Annotated in this window: 16 protein-coding genes and 2 pseudogenes; 13 read left to right on the top strand and 5 right to left on the bottom strand. The window is 67.0% G+C overall.

What is annotated here, in order from left to right; genetic code table 11:
* The first annotated feature begins 23 nt into the window (after positions 1-23).
* The 5 genes from ACZYZ9_RS18985 (at position 24) to ACZYZ9_RS18965 (ending at position 4,743) form a co-directional block, all read left to right on the top strand.
* Positions 24-599: a TetR/AcrR family transcriptional regulator gene (locus tag ACZYZ9_RS18985; protein ID WP_463827824.1), complete on the top strand. Its 576-nt coding sequence runs from the start codon at positions 24-26 to the stop codon at positions 597-599.
* A 12-nt stretch (positions 600-611) separates the two neighbouring features.
* Positions 612-1,676 (top strand): DUF1214 domain-containing protein, encoded by a 1,065-nt coding sequence (locus tag ACZYZ9_RS18980; protein WP_463827823.1) that lies wholly within the window; start codon positions 612-614, stop codon positions 1,674-1,676.
* Positions 1,673-2,851 (top strand): sulfotransferase family protein, encoded by a 1,179-nt coding sequence (locus ACZYZ9_RS18975; protein ID WP_463827822.1) that lies wholly within the window; start codon positions 1,673-1,675, stop codon positions 2,849-2,851. The genes ACZYZ9_RS18980 and ACZYZ9_RS18975 overlap by 4 nt, the downstream gene beginning before the upstream one ends.
* A gap of 72 nt (positions 2,852-2,923) precedes the next feature.
* Complete coding sequence (locus ACZYZ9_RS18970) at positions 2,924-3,295, top strand: hypothetical protein (RefSeq protein ID WP_463827821.1); 372 nt, start codon at positions 2,924-2,926, stop codon at positions 3,293-3,295.
* Between the two features lie 77 nt (positions 3,296-3,372).
* A complete protein-coding gene (locus tag ACZYZ9_RS18965) occupies positions 3,373-4,743 on the top strand; it encodes an acyltransferase family protein (RefSeq protein ID WP_463827820.1) in 1,371 nt (456 codons plus the stop codon).
* A gap of 91 nt (positions 4,744-4,834) precedes the next feature.
* Here the strand turns inward: ACZYZ9_RS18965 and ACZYZ9_RS18960 are convergent, their stop codons facing one another.
* Together ACZYZ9_RS18960 and ACZYZ9_RS18955 are read right to left on the bottom strand one after the other, a co-directional pair.
* Positions 4,835-5,827 carry an ATP-binding cassette domain-containing protein gene (locus ACZYZ9_RS18960; RefSeq protein WP_463827819.1) on the bottom strand — a complete coding sequence of 331 codons (993 nt, stop codon included), beginning with the start codon at positions 5,825-5,827 and terminating at the stop codon, positions 4,835-4,837.
* A 2-nt stretch (positions 5,828-5,829) separates the two neighbouring features.
* Complete coding sequence (locus ACZYZ9_RS18955; protein ID WP_463827818.1) at positions 5,830-6,879, bottom strand: ABC transporter permease; 1,050 nt, start codon at positions 6,877-6,879, stop codon at positions 5,830-5,832.
* Between the two features lie 303 nt (positions 6,880-7,182).
* Here ACZYZ9_RS18955 and ACZYZ9_RS18950 point away from each other — a divergent pair, with 303 nt between their 5' ends.
* The 4 genes from ACZYZ9_RS18950 to ACZYZ9_RS18935 all read left to right on the top strand — a co-directional run bounded on the left by ACZYZ9_RS18950 (position 7,183) and on the right by ACZYZ9_RS18935 (position 11,269).
* Positions 7,183-7,560: an STAS domain-containing protein gene (locus ACZYZ9_RS18950; protein ID WP_463827817.1), complete on the top strand. Its 378-nt coding sequence runs from the start codon at positions 7,183-7,185 to the stop codon at positions 7,558-7,560.
* A 45-nt stretch (positions 7,561-7,605) separates the two neighbouring features.
* On the top strand, positions 7,606-8,028 hold the full coding sequence (locus tag ACZYZ9_RS18945; protein WP_463827816.1) for an ATP-binding protein: 423 nt from the start codon (positions 7,606-7,608) through the stop codon (positions 8,026-8,028).
* 115 nt (positions 8,029-8,143) lie between these two features.
* Positions 8,144-9,904, top strand: coding sequence for an N-acyl-D-amino-acid deacylase family protein (locus tag ACZYZ9_RS18940; RefSeq protein WP_463827815.1), 1,761 nt, complete (start codon positions 8,144-8,146; stop codon positions 9,902-9,904).
* 9 nt (positions 9,905-9,913) lie between these two features.
* Positions 9,914-11,269 (top strand): aromatic ring-hydroxylating oxygenase subunit alpha, encoded by a 1,356-nt coding sequence (locus ACZYZ9_RS18935; protein WP_463827814.1) that lies wholly within the window; start codon positions 9,914-9,916, stop codon positions 11,267-11,269.
* Between the two features lie 43 nt (positions 11,270-11,312).
* Here ACZYZ9_RS18935 and ACZYZ9_RS18930 read toward each other — a convergent pair.
* A pseudogene (locus ACZYZ9_RS18930) lies at positions 11,313-14,549 on the bottom strand (helix-turn-helix transcriptional regulator).
* A 182-nt stretch (positions 14,550-14,731) separates the two neighbouring features.
* Between ACZYZ9_RS18930 and ACZYZ9_RS18925 the strand changes: the two are divergent.
* The 4 genes from ACZYZ9_RS18925 to ACZYZ9_RS18910 are packed head-to-tail and all read left to right on the top strand — an operon-like array spanning position 14,732 to position 19,134.
* A complete protein-coding gene (locus tag ACZYZ9_RS18925; RefSeq protein WP_463827813.1) occupies positions 14,732-15,979 on the top strand; it encodes a cytochrome P450 in 1,248 nt (415 codons plus the stop codon).
* A gap of 57 nt (positions 15,980-16,036) precedes the next feature.
* Positions 16,037-16,810, top strand: coding sequence for a PP2C family protein-serine/threonine phosphatase (locus tag ACZYZ9_RS18920; RefSeq protein WP_463827812.1), 774 nt, complete (start codon positions 16,037-16,039; stop codon positions 16,808-16,810).
* Between the two features lie 37 nt (positions 16,811-16,847).
* The gene (locus ACZYZ9_RS18915) at positions 16,848-17,492 is read left to right on the top strand and encodes a hypothetical protein (protein ID WP_463827811.1); all 645 of its coding nucleotides are present in this window, start codon (positions 16,848-16,850) and stop codon (positions 17,490-17,492) included.
* 25 nt (positions 17,493-17,517) lie between these two features.
* Complete coding sequence (locus tag ACZYZ9_RS18910) at positions 17,518-19,134, top strand: FAD-binding protein (RefSeq protein WP_463827810.1); 1,617 nt, start codon at positions 17,518-17,520, stop codon at positions 19,132-19,134.
* On the opposite strand, the gene ACZYZ9_RS18905 is transcribed toward ACZYZ9_RS18910, so the two are convergent.
* Both ACZYZ9_RS18905 and ACZYZ9_RS18900 read right to left on the bottom strand, forming a co-directional pair.
* Complete coding sequence (locus ACZYZ9_RS18905; RefSeq protein ID WP_463827809.1) at positions 19,110-20,060, bottom strand: alpha/beta fold hydrolase; 951 nt, start codon at positions 20,058-20,060, stop codon at positions 19,110-19,112. The genes ACZYZ9_RS18910 and ACZYZ9_RS18905 overlap by 25 nt on opposite strands.
* Before the next feature lie 42 nt (positions 20,061-20,102).
* Positions 20,103-20,438: pseudogene (locus ACZYZ9_RS18900) on the bottom strand (tRNA (adenosine(37)-N6)-dimethylallyltransferase MiaA); the annotation flags it as partial.
* Positions 20,439-20,515 lie beyond the last annotated feature (77 nt).

Below are 20,515 nucleotides of genomic sequence, written 5' to 3'. Positions count from 1 at the left end.
AAAGTCGAACAGGACCACCTGACATGTCGACCGATCTCACGCCGCGCCGCCGCAGCGAAAAATCACGTACCGCAATCGTGACAGCAACGCGCGAGTTGCTCCTGGAACGCGGCTTCGATGCGCTGACCATCGAGGCGGTGGCCGCCCGGGCCGGGGTGGGCAAGCAGACCATCTACCGCTGGTGGCGCAGCAGGCCCGAGCTCGTCGCCGACGTCATGCTCGAGGACGCCGACAAGATCCTCGCCGCGATGAACCACACCGACGATCTGGCCGCCGATCTGGTCGAGTGGGTGGGCAAGCTCGCCGCGAGCCTGACCACCGCCCGTGGCTCGGCAATGCTGCGCACCCTGACCGTTGCCGGCATGGAACACCAGGACACCGCGGCCAAACTGCGCGACGGATTCAGTACGCCGCTGCACGACAGCGTCCGCACCCGGCTGCTCGCCGCGGGGATCGATCCGGCGACCGCGGACTCGGCGGCCGATGCCGTCGTCGGCGGCGTCGTGTATCCGATTCTGTCAGCCGGACAGGCGTATCCACGACGGCGCGCCGAGCTCACCACCCGGCTCATCGTCGACGCGCTGACACTCAACCGCTAGGAGATCGAAGCTATGACTCGGGTCGACGCACCCCAGGCGGTCGGCGCCTGGAAGTTCTTCCAGCAGATGCTGGCCGACGTCACCACCATCGTCACCCAGGACGCCGAAACCGAACGCGAACTCCTCGAAGGGCTGCGGGTGATCGCCCGGGTGTCGTCGCTGTGTTCGCAGATGGCCGTCGAAGCCGACCTGAGCCGGCCGGTGTTCTTCGACATGTGCTCGCCGAACCGGATGGTCGGCGGCCCGAACCCGGACGGCAACTACTACCTGGCCATGATCCGCGGTGACCGTCGCTATCGGATCACCGGCGCCCGGGGTACGTCGGCCTACCTCGGGATGCAGATCCTGGCCGGCACCGGTCTGACCCCGCGACGCATGTCCGGCTATCTCAGTGACACCGAATTAGACTTGTGCTCAGGACAATTCGCGATCGTGCTGGCCGCACAGCAACCGGCGGACCTCGACGGGGCGCAGTGGTTGCCGATCCCTGGGGACGCGTCGTCGGTGGTGGTGCGGGAGTACATCGGTGACCGCGCCCGCGAGGAACTGGCCACCCTGCACATCGAGGCTCTGGACCCCGACCCGGTGACAGCGCTGACCGACGACGCGCTGGCCGAGCAGTTCACCGCGATGGCGTGGTCGCTGATGAAGCTCGCAACCCTGCACCGCACCATCAAGCCCGAGCTGCTCGATCAGCCCAACGCGCTGTTGACCGCCGAGGCCGCCGACCTGGGCGCGGCGGACACCACGCCGGACAACCTGTACATGATCGGCACCTACCGCCTGGAGCCGGGCCAGGCACTCGTGCTCGACATCGAGCCGCCCGACACCAGGTATTGGAACGTCACCCTGGAAAACATCTGGCACGAGTGTCTGGAACCGCGGCGACGGCACAGCTCGGTGACCAACCGCGGCGTGCAACCCGGCCCGGACGGGCGGGTGCGCATCGCGATCGGTGACCGGGATCGCGGGCTGGGCCACTGGCTCGACACCGGTGGCCGTCACCGCGGGTTCATCGTGCTGCGCTGGCTCGACAACCCGAACCCGCCCCGCGTCGAGGTGTCGGTACAGCGATGACGCCGCAGGAGCGTTTCCAGCCCGCACGTTTGATCGCCACGGCCTGCGCGGAAACCGGGCACGACGACTTCGGAGATGCCGCCCCGGGCTGGGAAGCCGGACTCGAACGGGTGGTGGACGGCCTACTCAACGAGGCACGGCTGTCGGCCATCGGAGTCGAGATCGCCTATCTGGATCTGATGCGTGCCCTGAAGAACCGGCTGGACGTGATCGACTGGCGCAATCGCAACCCGCAGATAGCGACCGAGCCGGTCGAGGCGCCGATCTTCATCATCGGGCAACCCCGCACCGGAACCACCATCCTGTACGACCTGCTGGCCCAGGATCCCGCCCTGCGCGCGCCGCTGACCTGGGAAGTGGACGCGCCCTGCCCGGTTCCGCAACCGCAGACCTATCACGACGACCCGCGGATCGCCCTCACGCAGGCCAGCCTGGAGATGGCCGAGCAGATCATCCCCGGTTTCCTGAAGTACCACCCGATGGGCGCGCTGGTCGGGCAGGAGTGCGTCCGCATCACTGCCAGTTCCTTCGTCAGCATGATCTTCTCGGTGCAGTACCGCCTGCCCACCTACTACCGCTGGCTGCTCTACGACGCCGACCACGCCGCGGCCTACCGGTTCCACCGGATCTTCCTGCAGCACCTGCAGTCGGGCGTGCCCGGGCAGTGGCTACTGAAGTCGCCGGCGCACCTGTGGCAGCTCGATGCGCTGCTCGCCGAGTATCCCGACGCGCTGATCGTGCAGACGCACCGCGACCCGCTCAACGTCATCTCGTCGATCGCCGCCCTCACCCATCATCTGCGCCGGATGGGCAGCGACGAATCCGATATCGGTGAGTGCGCGGCCCAGTCCTACGAGGAGATTGTGGTCGGTCTCGAGCGGGAGATGGCGCTGCGTGACAGCGGCAAGATCGCCGCCGACCGCATCATCGACGTCCACTACGCCGATTTCATTGCCGACCCTTGGACCACCATCGACGGCGTCTACCGAAAGCTGGGCCGCGAACTGCGGCCGCAGGCGAAGCAACGCATGCGCGACTTTCTGGCCGCTCACCCGGGAGACGGCGGACGGGGCCGCTACACCTGGTCGGACACCGGTCTGAACGCCGACGAGGTGCGCGACCGGGTCCGCGGCTACCAGCAGCGCTACGCGGTGCCGACCGAGCAGCTGCGCTGAGGCCGCGAATCCGCGAAAAATGCGGGACGGATCTGTCCCCAAAATGTGATGAAGGACATAGACTTCCCGCTTGTGACGACCCCGTCGAACCCCTGGGGCGACGAACGACAGCGACTCGCGCAGCAACTGCAGCTACGCGGCCAGGTTCTCGGCCGCAGGCAGGCACGACGACTGAGCCGGCGCTTCGCAGCCGTCGGAGTGCATATCCCGGCGACCCGCCTCCGCCAGTTGTTCACCGGCTCCCCGGTGGCCGAACGGGAGATGACCAACGTCAATTTCGCGTTGATCGCCACGGAACTCAACCGCGAGAAACAGTCCGCCCGAGTCACGCGGCTGCAGCGGCGCTGCAGGCACGCGCTGGTGTGCGCCGGGCTGGTCCTCATCGCCCTGAACTTCTTGTTCTGCCTCGCCTACGTCTTCTTCACCCTGGCCCACCAGGCCTAGTCAGTGGTAGGACTACCCGCCCGGAACGAGTAGTCCTACGCAGGTGCCGGCCCGCACCCACCAGTAATGCTGCAGCAATGACAACTTCCTCGGGCTTGCTGCGCTTTCCGAGCGCCCCTGAACTGGCCGCCACCACGCCGGTCGACCGCGACCGCGCCATCGACGTCATCCGCATCACCGCACTGGTCGGCGTGGTGATCGGCCACACCGTGATGGCGATCAGCACCATCCGCGACGGCGTGTTCATCTGGGACAACCTGCTCACCACTTCGACCGTGTTCCAGGCTTTGACCTGGATTTTCCAGATCATGCCGCTGTTCTTCTTCGCGGGCGCCGCGGCGTGCGTCTCGTCCTGGGGACCGGAGGTCAACTGGGGGGGTTGGCTGTTGAAGCGGGGCACCCGGTTGTTCCGGCCGGTCTTCTACTACCTGGCCTTCTGGGCCGTCGCGTTGGTAATGCTGTATCCCTTCCTGCCCCAACATGTGTACGAACCGGTCGCAGGCATCAGCATTCAGCTGCTGTGGTTTCTCGGCGTGTATGTGCTGGTGCTCGCGGCGATGCCGGCCTTGCGCCGGATCACCACGGCGACCCGCCTGGTCGGCGGCGTCGCCGCCGTCTACGCGATGGTCGCGGTCGTCGACGTGCTTCGGTTGCATTGGCCGGCACTGGCGCCGATCGGCTATCTCAACCTCGCGGCCTGGCTCATCCCCGGCATGTTCGGCGTCGCCTACCGCCGCCAGTTGCTCAGCGGTCGTGTCGCGTTGGGTGTCGCGGCGGCAGTGTTCACGGTCAACATCGCGCTGCTGCAGTGGGGTCCCTACGAGCTGAGTCTGGTCGGTATTGAGGGCCAGCAGCTGCCTAACATGAGCCCCCCCTCGCTGCTGCTCGCCGGACACGCGATCGTGCTCAGCGCCCTGGCGATCGCGGCCGCACCGGCGATCAACCGCTGGGCGCAACGGCCGCGGGTGTGGTGGTTCACGGCGATCGGCAACTCCGGCGCAATGACGCTGTACCTGTGGCACATGCCGGCGCTGCTGGGCGTGCACCTGCTGTTCGACGCCTTCGGCCACCCGCGCTTCCCGGGTCAGCCCGACTTCCTGGCGATCAGCGTTGCGCAACTCGTCCTGATGATCGCCGTGGTGGCGGTGCTGTTCGTGGCGCTGCGGGTGCTGGAGAACACTCCGCTGCCTTGGTGGGACGGCGCCCCCGCCATTACGTCGGCGTTACGTGGCGTCAGCGTCGGCGTGTTGCTGTGCGTGGCCGGGGCGGCGATCCTGGCCGCGGTGAAGTGGGGTCTCAAGGACTACGGGCTGGTCTGCGTCGCGGTGATGCTGGCGGCGTTGCTGGGCGCCCGGGGGGTGGCCGCCGTGCGACTGCCGAAGCGGGAAACGGCTGCCCGGGCGCGCCGGGCGCTCGGGCGCGCACTCGGTGTACGTGCGATGCGCTGACGTCTGCTCGGCGACTCAGTCCGACGCGGCCAGCCCCCGGACGCCACCGACACCATCTGGCGGTTCTTCGCCCAGCACCACTCGTAGCGGATCAGTCGCTGCTGAGCTCGCGGTGTCCGATCAGGTCGCGCGGGCCGCCCGCGCCGAGACGCTCCCGGAAGGCCTGGGCGGTGTACCCCATCACCTTCGCATCGGTGCGCGCCCGCGCGGTCGCCGAGCGTGGCATGTGGAACAGCACGCCCATCTCCCCGAAGTAGTCGCCCGGCCCGACCACCTTGATCAATTCCTCACCGCCGTCGGCCAATTCATGTACCAGATCGAATTCGCCCTCGATCACCACGTAGATCAACTCACCCATGGTGCTCTGCTCGAACAACACCACTCCGGCCTTCAGTTCGAACAGCTCCGGCGACCTGTTGGTGTCGGCGAAATCCGGAGTCAGTTCGACGACCCGGTCCGCCATCGGCAGCATGCGGCTGTCGTGGGTTGCCACCACCACCACCCGGTCACCGTCGGCCAGTTCACGGATCAGCCGCAGCACCTCTTCGACTTGGATGAAATCCAGGTGTGCGGTCGGCTCGTCGGCCAGGATCAGCGGCGGATCCAGCGCGATCGCCCGAGCGACCGCCACGCGCTGCTGCTGACCGCCGCTCAGATCGCCGGGCCGGTGCTTGATCCGGTCGCCGAGGTTGACCCGTTCGAGCAACTCGGTGGCGCGCTTGCGCGAGGCCGCGCGTGACATCCCGGCGGCCCGCAACGGAATCATCACGTTCTCGAGGGCGGTCAGGCTGGGGACGAGATTGAACGCCTGGAACACGATGCCGACCTTGTCGCGCCGGTACTGCGCCATCGCCTTGCCGTCCAGTGCCGTGATGTCGACGTCGTCGAATTTGATGGTGCCGGACTTGGGCCGCAGGATGCCGCCGAGACAGGACAGCAATGTCGTCTTCCCGCAACCGCTCGGTCCCAACAGGATCACCAGGGATCCGGACGCCACATCGAGATTCAGCCCGTTGATCGGGCGCAGTGCATAGCCGCCGCTGTAGTACTCGACGACCAGATTCTGGATGCTCAGATCGCCCATGATCAGGGACCTCCGAACGCGAGCGCTGGGTCGATGGCGACCACCCGCCGCAACCCGGCCAGGCTGGCCAGCAGGCCGATCCCGGTGGCCACCACCGGTAACAGCACATAGGCGACGGACGGGACCGCGACGACCATCGGGAACAGCGGCGCCAGCAGCTTGGACAGGATCACCCCTACCCCCGCGGCCAGCAGGGAGACGACCAGCGCCTGCAGCGCCAGGCCGGCGAGGATCGAGCGCGTCGGGGTCCCGATCGCCTTGAACACCGCGAAGTCGCGGACCCGTTCCAACGCGGACAGGTACACCACCGAGCCGATGATCAGCACCGCCACCACCCACAGCAACAGCGCAACGATGGTGATGGAGTTCACCGCGACCTTCAACGGCCGGATCAGGTCGGCCACGGCGCCGTCCCGGTCATAGGTCCGGTAGCCGTTCGGCAGCGCCCGGGGGGTGCCGTCGATGCCGATCGAGGTGACCATCGGCTGCCCGTTGTACGCCAGTTGCTGCAAACCCTCGGTGGTCAGAAAAATGTTGGGGATCTTGGCGAGTGCGGTCGAATTGGGCACGATGCCTACGATCCGCAGCGTGTGGGCGCCCACCTGCAGGGTGTCGCCCAGCCGGCGCCCCAGCGTGCTTGACGCCGCCACCTCGTCGGGCTTCGACGGGGCCCGGCCCTGCGAAACGGACGGCATGCCGGGACCACGCTCAGGTGCCCCGAAGGCAGTGACGTTCCGGGTCGAGTTGCCGTCCCTCATGATCGTCCCCACACAGCCCAGCGGTGCCGCGGCGGAGACACCCGGTTCGGCGCGCACCCGCGCCAGGTCGACGTCGGGAAATGGCGTCGACCCCAGAAAAGGTCCCGCCGCGCCGTCCTTGACCACAAATGCGTCGACCCCCATGGAATCCACGGTCTGCCGGGCTTCGACGCGAAACCCGTAGGCAAGTCCGCTCATCACGAGCGTCATCCCGAAGATCAGCCCGGTGCTGACGATGGCAATAACCAGGCGACGTTTTCGCCATTGCATATCGCGCAGCGCAGCAAAGAGCATTCGTAGACGCTATCAACCCCGCACAAGGCCTTGACCCCGTTGTGCACCACTGTCGGCGCACGCGGCGCAGGCCGGCCGGAAAAGCGATCGGCCGCCCGCGGTGGCAGAATGTTTACCCGGCGGAACGGTACCCGGCGGGTGTTTCGCGCGATGGCCTAGGATTGGCTTTCGTTGGCTGCCGCGGCGCTGCATTCGGCAAGCAAGTTCGTGGCGGTTTTCCGGCGGGTTGAATCCACAGCCCCGGCATGGCGTGGTTTTCTGAGCACTATTGTTGTCCCCCCGAGGACGGATTTGAGATAAAGCATGGTCGATCAACCCGGCGATCCAATCAACCGAACGGCTTTCGAAGTCGAGCAGTACCAGGCGGACGGTGCCGTGGTACTGGCCGTCTCGGGCGAAGTAGACATGCTGAGTGCTCCTCAATTGGCGGATGCGATGCACACGGCGCTGGCCGGCAAACCCCCGGCGCTCATCGTCGATCTGACGAAAGTGGAATTCCTCGCGTCTGCCGGGATGAGCGTGCTGGTCAACGGGCAAGCCGAATTGGCGCCGCCGACACGGTTGGCCGTGGTTGCCGACGGCCCGGCCACCAGCCGTCCACTCAAACTGATGGGTATCGACAGCGTGCTCTCGCTGCACCGCACCTTGGATAGCGCGCTGAACTGGATCACCGGTGCGTAGCACGGCATCGCCGGGGGTCGGCCAGACACTCTGATTCGGCACCCCGTGACATCCCAGAGCAACGATTGCCCGCGCTTCGTCCGAACGCAGATTGCCGCCGACGCATCGAATGCCACGCGGATTCGGGTCGAGTTTCGCAATTGGCTGAGTCGTCATTTCGCGCTCGACGCCGAGCAGTTCAGTGACCTGGTGCTGGCTGTCAGCGAGGCGCTGGCGAATGTCGCCGAATTCGCCTACCCCGATGAGTGCGGGACCATGGATGTGCGCGCCGCCTACGACCCCGGTTCGGACACCCTCGCGGTGAACATCATCGACCGCGGTCGGTGGCGCCAGCAGCCCAGCGCAGCGAATCTGGCCCGCGGGCGCGGCATCCCGTTGATGCGTGCCCTCGCCGACGAAGCGAGCATCGACGGAACCCCGCACGGCACCGCGGTGAAGTTGACCTGGAATCGCCTGACCGCATCCTGACCCGCCCGTCCGCGCGTCATTGACTCAAGCCACCGGGACGCCTACCGTCGATACATACGCTACTCACCGTAGCGAAATGATCGCACAGCCCTGATTCGCTGCCCTGGAGGCATCCATGTTCGACCTGAAAATCGTCGGTGGGACCGTCGTGGACGGCACCGGCGCGCCACGCTACCGCGCCGACATCGGCATCAAGGACGGCAAAATCGTCGACGTGGTCCGCCGCGGCGCGGATTCTCCGGAGCTTGCCGGCGAAGCCGCCGAGACCATCGACGCGACCGGACATGTGGTGGCGCCCGGGTTCGTCGACATCCACACCCACTACGACGGGCAGGTCAGCTGGGACAGTTCGCTGGAACCGTCCAGCGGTCATGGAGTCACCACGGTGGTCACCGGCAACTGCGGCGTCGGCTTCGCGCCGGTGCGGCCCGGGACCGAGGACTGGCTGATCAGCCTGATGGAAGGCGTCGAGGACATTCCCGGCACCGCGCTGACCGAGGGCATCACCTGGGGCTGGGAGACCTACCCCGAGTACCTCGACGCCATCGGCAAGCAGAAGTTCTCGATCGACGTGGGCAGCCAGGTCGCCCACGGCGCGATCCGCGCCTACGCCATGGGCGAACGCGGTGCCCGCAACGAACCGGCCACCGCCGACGACATCAAGGCGATGGGTCGCCTGGTCACCGAGGCGATCGAAGCGGGCGCACTCGGATTCTCGACGTCGCGCACGATGGGTCACCGCGCAATGGACGGCGAACCGGTGCCCGGCACCTTTGCCGCCGAGGACGAGTTGTTCGGCCTCGGCCGGGCCATGGCCGCCGGCGGTCAGGCGGTCTTCGAGCTGGCCCCGCAGGGTTCGGCAGGTGAGGACATCATCGCGCCCAAGAAGGAACTCGAATGGATGCGCCGACTGGGCGCTGAGATCGACCGTCCGGTGTCCTTCGCGCTCATCCAGGTCGACGCCGACCCGGGCCTCTGGCGCGAGATGCTGGACCTCTCGGCGGCCGCACACTCCGACGGCAGTCGGCTGTACCCGCAGATCGCGGCCCGCCCGTTCGGCATGATGATCGGGTTCCAGGGCCACCACGGGTTCAGTCACCGGCCCACCTATCGCCGGTTGAAGGCCGAATGCAGCCGGGAAGAGCTGGCGCAACGCCTGGCCGACCCGGCGGTCAAGGCCGCGATCCTGGCCGAGGACGACCTGCCGGTGGATCCGTCGTTGTTGTTCGACGGCATGTTCGCGCTGGTGCAGCATTCGCTGCACCGCCTCTACGCACTGGGCAACCCGCCGGACTACGAGCCCACCCCGGACCGCACCGTGCAGGCGATCGCGCAGGCACGCGGCGAGGACCCGCTGTCGACCCTCTATGACCTGATGCTGGAACGGGACGCCAGCGCCATGCTGATGCTGCCGCTGTTCAATTACGCCGAGGGCAACCACGACGCAATTCGCGAGATGCTGCTGCACCCGGCCGGTGTGCTGGGCCTGTCCGACGGCGGCGCACACTGCGGAATGATCTGCGACGCTTCGTATCCCACGTTCCTGCTGACCCACTGGGCGCGGGACCGGCACCGCGGTGACAAACTCTCGCTGGAATATGTGATCCGCAAGCAGGCGCGGGACACCGCGCACCTGTTCGGTCTCACCGACCGCGGCACCATCGAACCGGGCAAGAAAGCCGACATCAACGTCATCGACCTGAACGCGCTGACGCTGCACCCAGCCGCGATGGCCTGGGACCTGCCCGCCGGCGGAAACCGGATCCTGCAGGGCGCCAGCGGATACGCGGCCACCATCGTCAGCGGCACGGTGACCCGGCGCCACGACGTCGATACCGGCGCACGGCCGGGCCGGTTGGTGCGCGGCGCGCGTTAGGCCGCGCCGGTGCAGACGGCCGCGGGTAACCCCGCCCGGACCCGTGCCGAGGACGCGATCGGGGTCCCGCCCGCGTCCCCGACCCTGGTGCCCGCCGAGCGCTACTACTCGCCGGCGTTCGCCGCCCTCGAGATCCAGCGGATGTGGCCGAAGGTGTGGCAGCTTGCCTGCCTGGTCGATCACGTCTCCCACCCGGGCGACTACTTCGAATACCGTTGTGGCCCATACGGAGTCCTGATTGTCTGCGATGACGACGGCGTGCTGCGTGCCTTTCAGAACGCCTGCCGGCATCGGGGGAATTCGCTGTGCGTAGGCAGCGGTTCGGGGTTGCGCGAACTCAAGTGCGGCTACCACGGCTGGACCTGGGACCTCGCCGGGGTGCTGAAGCGGGTCCCCAACCGCAAGGGCTTCGGATCGCTGAAGATGTCGGACTTTCCGTTGGTGCCGGCCGCTGTCGACGTTTGGGCGGGGATGGTGTTCGTCAATCTCGACCTCAGCGCGATGCCACTGATCTCCTATCTGGATGGCATCCCCGAGGACATCGCCTGGTGCGACATCGGCGACTTCCGTTGCTACGCAACGCTGACCGTCGACGTCGAAGCCAACTGGAAGACCATTGCCGACGGCTACAGCGAGACCTATCATATCCAAACGTTGCACCCCGAATTGCTGCGCTGCGTCGATGATATCCATGCGCCGCAACAGATCTGGGTGCACGCAGGTAAGTCCGACCAACCGTACGGGGTGCCCAGTCCGCGTTTCGAGGGCACCCTGAGTGACAAAGAAGTCTGGGACGCTTACGTTTACACCCAGGGTGCGCTGATGGGTGCGGCCGAGGGCACACCCTTTCCCGATGACGGCCAGTCGGTGCCGGACCTGATCGCGGCGCGCACCCGGGAGTTCGCCGCGGGACGCGGGGTGAACCTGGACTGGGCCGACACCGACCGGATCACCCGACTGCACCAGTACAACGTGTTCCCGAACATGACGTTCCTGGTCAACGCCGACCACTTGACGATCATGACGTCGCGGCCCGGCCCGGATCCGGACCACGGTGAGCTGACCATGTTCCTGATGACCCGGATGCCGCCCGGCGCCGACCGCAACAAGCCCGCCGACATGCGCATGTCGGCCGCGGATGCCGAACCGGGAATCGTGCTGACCCAGGACATCCGGATCCTGCCCGGCCTGCAACGCGGCCTGCACCAGCCCGGCTTGACGCATCTGGTGCTCTCCAATGAAGAACGTCGGGTGATCAACATGCACCGCAACCTGGAGCGCTACCTCGACCTACCGGAGTCCGAACGGATGACCGGCGGCGCTAGTGCTGCTTTTCTGGCGCGAGCAGACGCAGAATCGCACTAACACCGTCATTTTCATGCGATTCTGTGTCTGCTCGCCACGGATTTCAGGCGTGGCGGGCGGCTTCCCGGGCCAGTTGGACGCGCGAGGCCAAGCCCAGCTTCGTGTAGACGTGCGTCAGATGTGCCTCGACGGTGCGCGGCGAGATGAAAAGCCGGGCGGCGATGTCTTTATTCCCCAGCCCATCGCTGACCAGGCGGACGACGTCGAGTTCGGCGGGGGTGAGCGAAGCCCAGCCGGACGCCGGGCGTTTGCGTTCGCCCCGACCTCGCTGGGCATAAGCGATCGCTTCGGTAGTGGATAGCGCTGCCCCCTCGGCCCAGGCGGAGTCAAAGTCATTTTGGCCCATCGCATCTCGGAGCGTCGCCACCGAATTCTCATAGGCGGCCTGATGGATCAGGTATCGCACCTCCCCGGTGCGTTGCCGGATTGCCTCTGCGGCACCGAAGAGCCTAGCCGCCTCGGGATAACTCGCGGCTAGCACGGCCAGCCCAGCGAGAAAGTCGAAGACGTCCGGCACTCCCAGCTGTGCCCCGGTATCGGCGGCACGCGTCAGCGCTTCGTGAGCGTCACGCTCGGCCGACTCCGCGTTCCCCTCAGCGAGCGCCACGCGGGCACGGGTGTTCAATGCGAACGTGCCGAAATAACCAGCGGTCGCCGGAACTCCGCGATCGGCCCAGCGGCGGGCCGCCACGACATCGCCTTCCGCGAGCTCGGTTTCGGCTCTCCACATCAAGTTGGTCGACGAAAAGCCGGCGTTCGGTATCTGGCCATAAGCTGTCGTGAGAGCGTCGCGCGCGCCTGCGACGTCTCCCACGGCCAGCCGTGACCAACCCAGTGCGAGATAGCCGAGCCCCTCGATCGCAGCACCTAGCTCAGCGGCGAACTCGACCGCCGTCTCGGCCGCGGCAAGCGCTGCAGTCGTGTTGCCGTGCCTCCCCAGTACAAAGCTCTGCGCCATCAGGGCGTTGAATCTCGTGAGCAGGTCGCCGGCTGCATCGGCCTCTGCGAGCAGATCCCCCAATTCATCCGCGGCGCCCTGGAGCTCACCGCGCATCGCCCGTCCCCCAGCGATACCCCATAACCGGCACTGGCCCGACGCCACCCGGTCGCCGATCGAGTCGGCGAGGTCGCGACCTTCGGCCGCCGCGTGCTCGGTGATCGAGCTGCCGGCCATCACAGCGGCGTATGCGCGGAAGCCGAGCAGCTGGCTCAGTCTCCACTTGTCGCCCAGGGCGCGCGCCAGCTCGATCGCCTCGGCGAAGTACGTTGCCGCTTGTTCGGGATCGAAGGCGGCCGTGCCAATGCAGCCGGTGAGAGCACGAACCAGCAGGACGGGGTCGTCCAGTTGGCGAGCAATGGTCAGCGCTTCGGTGGCTTGCTACCCGCGCTCCGGCATGCCGACCCAGCCGTCGAGGAGTGCCGCGTCGGCCAGCGCCCGCGCCACCACCGCCGGTGCCACCTCGCCGTCCACGGCGTCCAGATCGGTCAGCGCCTCATCGATCCAGCTCATTCCTTCGCGCAGGCGGCCGCGCGTGAGCCACAGTGGCTGCAGCGACGACGCCAGCTGCAATGCCACTTCCGTGTCACACCTCTCGCGGCTCCAGGCGAACGCCGCGCGCAGGTTGTCGAGTTCGGTTTCGGTTTGCTCAACCCGCCGCTGGTGTCCGGTGGCGGCTGGCGCGTCGAGCGCGGCCGCCATTGCGGCGTAGTAGTCGCGGTGGCGTGCACGAACCGTGTCCACCTCACCGGATTCGTCAAGTTTTTCCGCGGCGTACTGCCGAACGGTCTCCAGCAGCCGATAACGCGTTCGCCCTACTGTGTTATCCGCCACCACCAGCGACTTGTCCACCAGTAGCGTGAGCTGGTCCAACACCTGGAAGCGCTCCACCTCTGTGCCCCCGGCCACGGCACGCGCGGCGGCGAGATCGAAGCCGCCGACGAATGCCGCCAGCCGCCGGAATAGGGCGCGTTCGGAATCGGTCAGCAGCGCATGCGACCAGTCGACCGACGCCCGCAGGGTTTGCTGGCGGCGCACCGCGATGCGCCCGCCCCCGGTCAACAACCGGAAGCGGTCATGCAGACTGCTCACGATTTCGTCGAGCGAGAGCGCCCGTACCCGGGCGGCCGCCAACTCGATCGCCAGGGGCATGCCGTCGAGCCGACGGCAGATCTCCTTGACCGTCTCGCTGTCGTCGTCGGCGATGTGCAGATCGGTGCGCGCTCGCCGGGCCCGGTCCAGGAACAGCGCAACGGCGTCGTCCTCCAACGACAGGGACGGCACCCGCCAGGTCACCTCGCCGGGTACGTCGATGGGTTCGCGACTGGTCGCCAGCACCGTCAACCCGGGGCAGGCCGTCAGTAGCGCGGCGGTGAGCGCGGCGATCGCGTCGAGGAGGTGCTCGCAGTTGTCCAGTACGACCAGCATCTGACGGTGACCCACGAACCGGATCAACGTCTCGGTGGTGGAGCGGCCCGGCTGGTCGGTGAGCCCCAGTGCGCCGGCCGTCGCGACCGGCACCAGATCGGGGTCGGTGGCCTGCTGGCCCGCGACCTGAATGGCCAGCCGGGTCTTGCCCACCCCGCCGGCACCGGTCAGGGTGACCAGCCGGTTGGCGGCCAGGATGCGCCGTACGCCGTCGATCTCGGCGCCGCGGCCGACAAAACTGGTCAGTTGCGTCGGTAAGTGCTCGGCAGCAACGGTTTTCGATGTCCTCAGCGGCGGAAAGTCGTTGGCGACGTCCGGGTGGCAGAGCTGTACCACCCGCTCGGGACGAGCAATTCCGCGAAGTTCGTGGCGGCCGAGGTCGGTCAGCCACGCATCATCCGGGAGCGCGTCGACCACAATGTCCTCGGTGGTGCCCGACAGCACCGTCTGACCGCCGTGCGCGAGGTCGCGCAGGCGCGCCGTGCGATTGATCGTGGAACCGACGTAGTTGCACCCGTCGCGCAGTTGCACCTCGCCGGTGTGCAGACCGATGCGTAACCGGATCGGGGCCAGCGGCGCTCGTTGCAGGGCCAGGGCGCACGCCACCGCGGCGCTGGCGCGCGGGAACGCGACCACGAAGCTGTCGCCTTCGCCTTGCTCGACCGGACGCACCCCGCCATGGGCGGCAAGCAGGTCGCTGAGAGTGCGGTCCAGGCGCGCGAACGCGGCAGTCATCGCGTCGGCTTCGGTCTCCCACAACCGCGTCGAACCCTCGACATCGGCGAGCAACAGCGTCACCGTTCCGGTTGGCAGCTCGCTCACGTCCAACTCAATCCGTCGATCGGTTTTGGTCATGCTAGCCAGGATCTCGGTGCGCGGAGCCGCGAACATCGGGGAAATCCCGTATTCGGACGCGCGGCGCGGCGTTGACCCTGCGGTGGGGGTGCGATTCTCCCGCTTCTTGCCGCCATAGCCGCAGAGTGAATTCCGAGTTCTCCCCGATGATCTGGCCTGCGCGATTCAGCAGAGTCGATCCCATGACCACCACACTCAGCAACTGCCCCAGCGTCTTCGAGGCCGGGCTACCGGCGATTGACTACGCCGACGCCCAACACCCCGATGATGCGCACGCGATCATCAGCCGGGCCCGTGTGAGGGCACCGATCGCGATCGGACCCTACGGGCCCGAGCTGCTGAGCTATGACCTGGTGCACACCGCGTTGCGCGACCCCCGCTTCCGCGTGCCGCAGGGCATGTTCCTTGCGGCACAGGGCATTACGTCCGGCCCGCTCTGGGACCGCGTGGCCGCACTCATCATCTGCATCGACGGCGAGCAACACCACCGGCTGAGACGGCTGGTCAGCAAGGCCTTCAGCCCCAAGTCGACCGCGCGGCTGCGCACGACGATCGTCGACATCATCACCGGTTTGGTCGACGGCGTCACTGCGGACGGTCGCTGCGACGTGGTCACCGACATTGCCCGCCAATTCCCCATCCGGGTGATCTGCGCGCTGGTCGGCGCACCGCCGGAGGACTGGGAATTCATCTCGGACTGGACCGACCACATCATGGAGGCCTTCGGCTGGGACGCCGCGAGCCAGACACCCATGATCCTGCAGGCCTGGGAAGCTCTAGACGCCTATATCGACGAGATGATCGCGCGGCGCCGCCACACCCTGACCGACGACCTCCTCTCGGAGCTGATCCGCGCCGAAGACCCCGGCTCTCCAGGCGACCGCCTCAGCGGGGACGAGCTGCGCAGTATGGTCGCCTCGCTGCTCATGGCCGGCACCGACACCACTCGTCTTCAGCTGTCCGCCGCGGTGCAGGTGCTGTGCGAGCACCCCGACCAGTGGGAACTGCTTGGCCGGCAACCGGAGCTGGCCGTCAACGCCGTCCACGAGCTCATCCGCCACTCACCGATGACGTTCGTCACGCTGCGCATCGCCGGCCAGGACGTCGAACTCGCCGGAGTACGAATTCCCGCCGGCACGATAGTCATCGTCAACACCGGCGCAGCCAACCGGGATCCCGCCGCGTGCGACGACCCGGACCGTCTCGACATCCGCCGGGCAGGCACCCCGCCGATTCAGACTTTCGGCGGCGGTATGCACTACTGTCTCGGCGCCAATCTCGCCCGCCTCGAGTTGACTGAAGCCCTGTCAGTCATGACCCGACGCATGCCCAACGCCCGCCGCACCGGTCCCGCTCCTTGGAAACCGGTGAACACGCTGGGTGGACCCATCGCCCTGCCCATCGAATTCGACAGGGGGCGTGTGACGTAGACGACGAACCCGGTATCGTGCTGACCCAGTATCCCGGGGGCTGTCCGAGAAGGAGCGGTGCATGACTCAAAGGCATCGCAACGGCGCCCAGTGACGGCGATCCAGCACGCGGGTCTCAGTGATATCGGCCGGCTGCGCGGCACCAATCAGGACCACTGGGGAGCCGACCCGGATCAGTCCCTGTTCATGGTTGCCGACGGTGTGGCGTGCAGCAGCGACGGCGCGCTGGCCGCGCACCTGATCGTCGAGTTGTTGCCCACCTACGTCGCCCGGCACCTGAAGCCGGCCGATGATGCCACGGCGGAGTCACTGGGCAGCGCAGTAACCGACTACTGCAACGACTTTCGCGCATTCGCAGCCACCGACCCCCGTGCCGTCGGAGCCAACACGACGGTAGTGGCCGTGGTGATCGCGGGGTCCCGCGCGCTACTCGTCCACCTCGGGGACAGCCGGGCCTACCTGTTCCGCGACCAGCAGATACAACAACTGACGCACGACCACAGCGTGATCCAGGATCTGATCGACGCGGGCAAGGTATCGGTCGAGGACGCCGAGCACCACCCCTCCCGTGCGACGCTGACCCGGCATGTGGCGATGCTGCCGCGTCCGTTGCCCGAGACCTCCGAGGTGGATCTGCGGCCCGGCGACCGGATCCTGTTGTCCAGCGACGGGTTACACGGTGTCCTCGCTGACGCGTCGCTGCGCCAGATCCTGGCATCGCACCCCGAGCCCGCCGACGCGTGTGCGGCAATGATCGATGCCGCCAACCAAGCGGGCGGGCCGGACAACATCACCGCGTTAGTTGTCAATATTCCGGACGACGATCAATAGCGTTGCCTACGGAGTCCGGCCGGGGAAGGGGACACGAATGGCCAGCAAAGATCGTTTCGCGGTCATCGCCGTTGTAGCCGCACTGGCCGCGGCCTTCAGCGGCTGCTCAACACCGGACCGGCCAACTCCCACCACCACCACGACCACCACGTCGGCCACTACGACCACTCAGGCCACCACGTCGGCCCCCGACGGTCCCGGGCGGCACGGAACAGCGGACGGCCTGTCCATAACCCTTGCGCCGCAAGCAGGTACAACCGTCACGCCGGGCGGACCGCCGCTGTCCTTCAACCTCGCGCTGCTCAACACGACACCGACTGATATGACTCAGGTCGGGTTGGTGGTGTCACTGGGTCACTGCGGGTGTGGCTCACCCGAACAGCACATGATGCCACTCGGGTCGCTGCGCATGCTGGACCCGAACACCAACCAATGGGTCGCGGCCCCGTACAACCGGGAAGCGGGCGGGATGGACTTCATCCTGCAGACATTCGCCCCGCCGTTCGGGATCAAGGCCGGGCAGATCATCAACTATCAGTTCGAGTTGCAGCTCGACGCGCAGCAGGACTTCACCGTCGGCAAGGGTGACGGCGCTGTCCACGTCACCAGGACCGACGCCGCCCACAACGCGATCGGCCCCAGTCCCGCAGCGGCCCTTCGGATTACAGTCGAACCCAGGTAACCCAGACATAACCGGGATGGCAGCAATGGCTGATGACGAGCGGTTCGTTGATTCCGCTGACGTCGTAGTGGTCGGTTTCGGTGCGGCGGGAACGTGCGCAGCCATCGCCGCCCGCGAACAGGGCGCCGAAGTCGTCGCCGTCGACCGTGCCAACGGCGGCGGCTCGACCGCGATGTCCGGGGGCATCATCTATGCCGGCGGCGAGACCTGGGTCCAGCAGCAGGCCGGGGTCAGCGACACCTTCGAGCAGATGCTGACCTACCTGCGCCTCGAAGTCGGCGACGCGGTCAGCCCGCAGACCCTGGAATCATTCGTCCACGGCAGCCCCGAAATGATCCAGTGGCTGACCGATTACGGCGTGCCGTTCGACTCCACGTTATGCCCGTACAAGACCTCTTATCCGAACAACCACTACTACCTGTATCACTCGGGCAGTGAGAACGCCGGCGCGTTCCGCCGGGTAACCCCACCCGTGCAGCGCGGGCACCGCGTCAAGGGCAACGGCACCTCCGGCAAGAAAATGTATGGCCCGTTAGCCAAATCGGCACTGGCACTCGGTGTTCGATTCCACCCGCAGACCAGGGTGACGAAGCTGGTGCAGAACTCCGCTGGTCGGGTCACCGGGGTGGAAGCGATGACGATGCATTACGCGCCGCCCCGCGTCCGCCGGTTGTATGCCCAACTGGCGGATCTGTCGACCAAACCCGGGGTGTACTACCCGCCGTTACGGACCGCAATGGAACGACGGCTGCGCAAGCTCGAACGACGTTATGCCAGAACAGTTCTGATCGAAGCTCGGCGCGGCGTGATCCTCTGCGCGGGCGGCTACATGGCTAACCGAGACTGGGTGCAGCGGTTCGCGCCGCAGTACCTGGGGGGACTGCAGCTGGGCACCAGCGGTGACGACGGCAGCGGGATCGCGCTGGCCCAGAGCGTCGGAGCGGTGACCGAACGGATGGACAACATCTCGGCGTGGCGATTCATCACGCCGCCAAGCGCTTTCCTCAGTGCCATCATCGTCGACGAACACGGGCGGCGAATCATCGACGAGAGCCGCTACGGCGCGGCGTTGGGTCGCGCCATGGTGCGAGACCACAATGCCAAGGGCTGGATCCTGGTCGACGCGGCGCTGATGAAAGAGGCGCGGCGCCAGATGATCAAGCAGCCGCTGTGGTTTCAGCGCGGTCAGTCCGCGGCGCTGATGCTGTTCGACTCGGTCACGGGCGCCTCGTTGCGCGAGGTCGCTCACGCGGCCGGGATCGATGCCGACGGGCTGGTGGCCACCGTCGCCGCGCACAACGATGCCATCGACGCCGGCCGAGAAGACCCAGCCGGGAAGCATTCCGACTTTGTGCGCCGCATCGGTGAGCCGCCCTACCGGCTGCTGAATATCTCCATCCGGCCCAACCTGCTCAACCCCACTCCGATGCTCACCCTCGGCGGCATCCGCATCGACGAGGGCACCGGCGCGGTACTCGACGGGACAGGCGCGGCGATTCCCGGGCTGTACAGCGCGGGACGCACAGCGACCGGCGTCTGCTCGAATTCCTACGTCAGCGGCTTGTCGTTGGCCGACTGCGTGTTCGGTGGCCGTCGCGCCGGTTCCCACGCCGCCACTCAGCGGTTGGTGGCCGACCGCTGAATCGCCAGCTCGATACCGGCCGCAACCAAATCCGGCTGGTGGATCTGAACGAAGTGGTCACTTCCCGTCGCCACCAGGTGCGGCGTCTGTGGTCGCAGCGCGATCAATGTCGACGTGGCGTCCCGCCAGGCCTGTTCGAGCTTGGCTGCTCTGTCCCCGGCGAGGTCCGGCGGTATCAGAAACGGCTCGGTCCGGGTCAACACCACGACCGGGATGGCCGGGAAACCGGGAGCGGCGGCGACCTGCGCGACGCTGGCGTCGATGTCGATCTCCTCGAAGTTCGTGGCATCCCGCAGTTGCGCGGGTGGCGTGTCCAACTCCCGCCGGTAATCGGGCCAGTCCGACCCCATCAGGTCGGGTATCTCCACCCCGAACGCGTCGACGAACACCACCGCCCGCACCTGCTCCGGGTAGGTCTGGGCGTACAGCCGCGCGAACACACCGCCCAGCGAATGCCCGGCGAGCACGTACGGGCCCGGCACGTGCGCCGCGTCGAGCAGCACATGCAGGTCGGTGACCACGTCGCGCGCGGTGCGCGGCATCGGGAGCGGCGAACTGCTGTCGCCGACAACGGGAGGATCGGCATAGCGCAGCGTGCCGGGCCGGTCGTAGGCGCAGACGCGATGTTCGCGGGCTACGGTGGGCAGCACGGCCGGGCCGGTCGCCGGTGCGGTGGCGTCGGATTTGCTCCACGGGTCGGACGAATTGTGGTATCCGGATTCCAGAATCACCGTCGGCGTGCCCTGACCGCGGCACTCTAGATACAGATGTCGCCCATTGCCGATGTCGACCGGGCCGGCGATGTCGCCGGGCGCCAGCGGCGGCATCGTCGGGCGACTGGTATGTGAGCAGCCGGCGAGCAGGGCGGCGACCGCCGAGATCACCGCGAGGCGCGCAATTCCCGGCCTGGTCTGCGATATGCGCATCGAAACATTGTGTCGCGCCGGTGGGTGATACGGCCGCCCGGATCAGTTGAATCGTGCCGGCCGACCCGCCTGCCAGGTCCGCAACGCGGCGTCGATCGTGTCTTGACGGCCGGACAAGGTCCCGTCGCTGATGTCGAGCCAGTGCACGCGGGGATCCCGCCGGAACCAGGACCGCTGTCGGCGCACATGTCGACGAGTGGCCAGGGATGTTCTGCGCTGGGCCTCCTGTAACGCGCTGGCATCGCCGCCCTCACGCAAGGTAGCGATGATCTGGGCGTAGCCCAAGGCACGTGAGGCGGTGACACTTTTGCCCAATCCGCGCCGCAGCAGCGAAACCACCTCTTCGACCAGACCTTGGTCGAACATCTGCTTGGTGCGGGTCAAGTCCACGGACGTGGTGTACGACGTCGTTGTGTGATTCTTCGATGTGATGGTTCAGGCGGTCAGTGCCGCGG

The sequence above is a fragment of the Mycobacterium sp. IDUB_28 genome, from assembly GCF_055419285.1.
This window is presented reverse-complemented; position numbering and strand designations above follow the sequence as displayed.